Consider the following 2,792-nt stretch of genomic DNA (forward strand, 5'->3'; position numbering starts at 1 on the left):
CGGCGCAGCCCGGTCATTGCCGGAAATGCCGGATCTGGCGGCCGTTGACGTGCCGCATGCCGCGCTACTGTCTGGCCGGATTCCGGCAAGAAAAGACGCTTTGGCAAAGATCCTCGGCAGAGCCTTGCGAAAGGCGAACCTGAAGCAGATCAACTTTGAGAACGTACATTCCAAAGTTTACGGCGTGCACCGCCTCGGTGCTTAATACGCACGAAAATTACGCTTGTCCCTTTGCGGCGGGCGACTGCTCCCGCAGCCGCCAGAGCAAGTTCAAAGTGAAATTGCTCTAAAAAATATGCCCGGCCTTTTCAGGCCGGGCAAAGTATCCGCTTTTGTGCCGCCGCTTTGTATGACGACAGACGAGCATGCCCTGGTTTTATTCGGCAAACAGGGTTTTTTGCAAGAAGTCGTCAACCTTGGCGTTATTGCCCTTGATGGAATCGTAGGCCGCCTGAAGCGCTTCGGGCCACTCCTTGTCGCCGGCATCGCTCATGAACATCATGACGTAATCGGCATCACCGACCACATCCACATTGGCCGCGACGGTTCCGGCCCTGGTGGTGAAGCTCCAGCCGCCGTCTTCGGTGGCTATGGGGGCAGAGCCTTTGAGCTGTTGCGCGAGCTTGGCGGCAAAGTCCTTGTCGGGAAGGTTTCCGGCCTCGCCTCTGGTGAAGACGGCGATGGTAAAGAAAGTTTCCGGCGTGGCCCTGACCGTGACCTTGCCTTCACGCTCCTGCACGGTACATGCGGCAGGCACGTCCATGCTGAAATGGCCAAACTTCATCTCCTTGGCCAGAGCAGGGCATGACAAGGCCAGAAGCGACAGGCAGAAGAGGGGAAGCAGGAAAAATCTGTTCAACATGGTGATCTCCTGTGTATGATCCTCGGTGCGTGAAAAATTCTCACGGGCCTGTCTGTTTGTCCATAAAAAAGTAGTGCTCCGGCCAGAGAATTTTTACGGCTGGCGCGGCGCAAGAAGCTTTTGCAGCAGGCTGTCCAGCGCCGGTGTTTTCCCCTTGATGGAATCAAGGGCGCTCTTTATGTCCTTGGGCCATTCCGCCCGGTTCTGGTCGGTAAAAAGCTCTGCCACGTGCTCGTCATTTCCCATGACAAGAACGTTGAAGGGAACCACAGCCACCTTGACCAGAAAGGTCCAGGCGTCTTCTCCCGCCTTGCTCACAGGCCCACCGTTGATGGAGCGGGAGAGCTTTTGCGCGTATTCCTCAAGACTTACGCTTTTATCACGCTCGACAATGTTGAGGGTAAAAAAGTGGTCTTCATCGTCCAGCACAAAAACCGCCCCATCGCGCGTCATAAAATGGCAGGCATCGGGAATGTCGGCGCTTATGAAGGCCAGATCATAGGTTTTCGCGGCAGCAGGGGCTGCAAAAACGGTCAGGCACAAAGCCAGCAGGCAAAAAACAAAACGCGGGTACATCATTACTCTCCAGGGCGCGGCCGTAAGGGCCGTGTTACAGTCCTCGACTGTTTCAAAAAAAGCGGAGCAACGCCGCCAAACGGAATAAATCAGCGTTTCCCTAGAGCAGATTAACTTTGAGAATATACATTCTCAAAGTTTAAGGCACGCTCACTTCGGCGTTTAACCGCGCAGATAAACTGCGCTTACGCCTCCGTAGCGAACGTCTGCTCACGCAGCCGCCAGAGCAATTTCAAAGTGAAATTGCTCTAGAGCAGATGAGCTTTGAGAATGGACACTCTCAAAGTTCAAAGCACGCCCTCTGCGGCGCGTGACAGCGCAAATATCTTGCGTTTACTCACGCAGCCGCCAGGGCAGTTTCAAAGTAAAAAGGCTCTGATTATTTGCCCGCATTGGGAAAGAAAAGCTGCTTGCCCTTCAGCGTGTAGTCAGCGATTTTCTGCTGCGTAGACGGCGCTACCCACCAGTCTTCGAACTTTTGCGCCAATGCCCTGTCAACCTTGGGGCAGTGTTCGGGATTGACCGTGATGACGCTGTACTGATTGAAAAGGGCAGTATCTCCCTCCACCACTATCGCCAGGGGGTTACCGGCCCCCGCCTTGTCGGCAAAGGTAATCCAGGTTCCCCGGTCCGTCAGCGCGTAGGCCTTTTTTTCCGCCGCCATGTTCAATGTAGCCATCATGCCCTGGCCTGCGGAGAAATACGCCGGATCCTTGTCGGGCGTGATGTCCGCCTGCTTCCAGAGTTTCTGTTCGGCCTTGTGCGTGCCGGACTGGTCGCCGCGGCTCACAAAGCCCGCCTTGCTTTTAAAGATGCGGGCAAGGGCCTCGGCGCTGCCTTTTCCCGCGACCTTGGCCGGGTCGGCCGCTGGGCCAACGATGACAAAGTCGTTATACATGATCTGGCGGCGGTCTATGCCGTGTCCGGCCTGGACGAATTCCATCTCGGCGGCCGGGGCATGCACCAGCAGCACGTCCGCATCACAGTTTTTGGCGATTTCAAGCGCCTTGCCGGTTCCCACGGCCACCCACTTCAATTCGATGCCGGTTTCTTTTTTAAAAAACGGCTCAAGATATTCCAGCAGGCCGGAATCCTGGGTGCTGGTGGTGGTTGCCATCATCAGCACGTCCGCGGCACGCGCCCCAGGGGCAAAGACCAGCGAACCAAGGACACAGGCAGTCAGAAACAGGCGGGACATACGAGACATCGGTATACTCCTGTTGAAAACGTTAGAGCAATTTCACTTTGAAATTGCTCTGGCGGCTGCGTGAGCAGACGTTCGCTACGGAGGCGTAAGCGCAGTTTATCTGCGCGGTTAAACGCCGAAGTGAGCGTGCCTTAAACTTTGAGAATG

At 55.6% G+C, this 2,792-nt stretch carries 4 protein-coding genes; 1 reads left to right on the top strand and 3 read right to left on the bottom strand.

The genetic code is table 11. The features are described from left to right. A partial coding sequence (locus tag V6C07_RS10075) for a hypothetical protein (protein ID WP_333536320.1) occupies positions 1-205 on the top strand: 205 nt, incomplete at its 5' end. Between the two features lie 171 nt (positions 206-376). Here V6C07_RS10075 and V6C07_RS10080 read toward each other — a convergent pair. From V6C07_RS10080 to V6C07_RS10090, 3 genes are all read right to left on the bottom strand, one after another. Further along, positions 377-862, bottom strand: coding sequence for a hypothetical protein (locus V6C07_RS10080; RefSeq protein ID WP_333536321.1), 486 nt, complete (start codon positions 860-862; stop codon positions 377-379). Between the two features lie 93 nt (positions 863-955). Next, a complete protein-coding gene (locus tag V6C07_RS10085; protein ID WP_333536322.1) occupies positions 956-1,441 on the bottom strand; it encodes a hypothetical protein in 486 nt (161 codons plus the stop codon). Between the two features lie 376 nt (positions 1,442-1,817). Continuing rightward, on the bottom strand, positions 1,818-2,645 hold the full coding sequence (locus V6C07_RS10090; RefSeq protein WP_333536323.1) for a substrate-binding domain-containing protein: 828 nt from the start codon (positions 2,643-2,645) through the stop codon (positions 1,818-1,820). Between the last annotated feature and the right edge of the window lie 147 nt (positions 2,646-2,792).

The sequence above is a fragment of the Desulfovibrio sp. 1214_IL3152 genome (assembly GCF_036763055.1).
Classification (GTDB): domain Bacteria; phylum Desulfobacterota; class Desulfovibrionia; order Desulfovibrionales; family Desulfovibrionaceae; genus Desulfovibrio.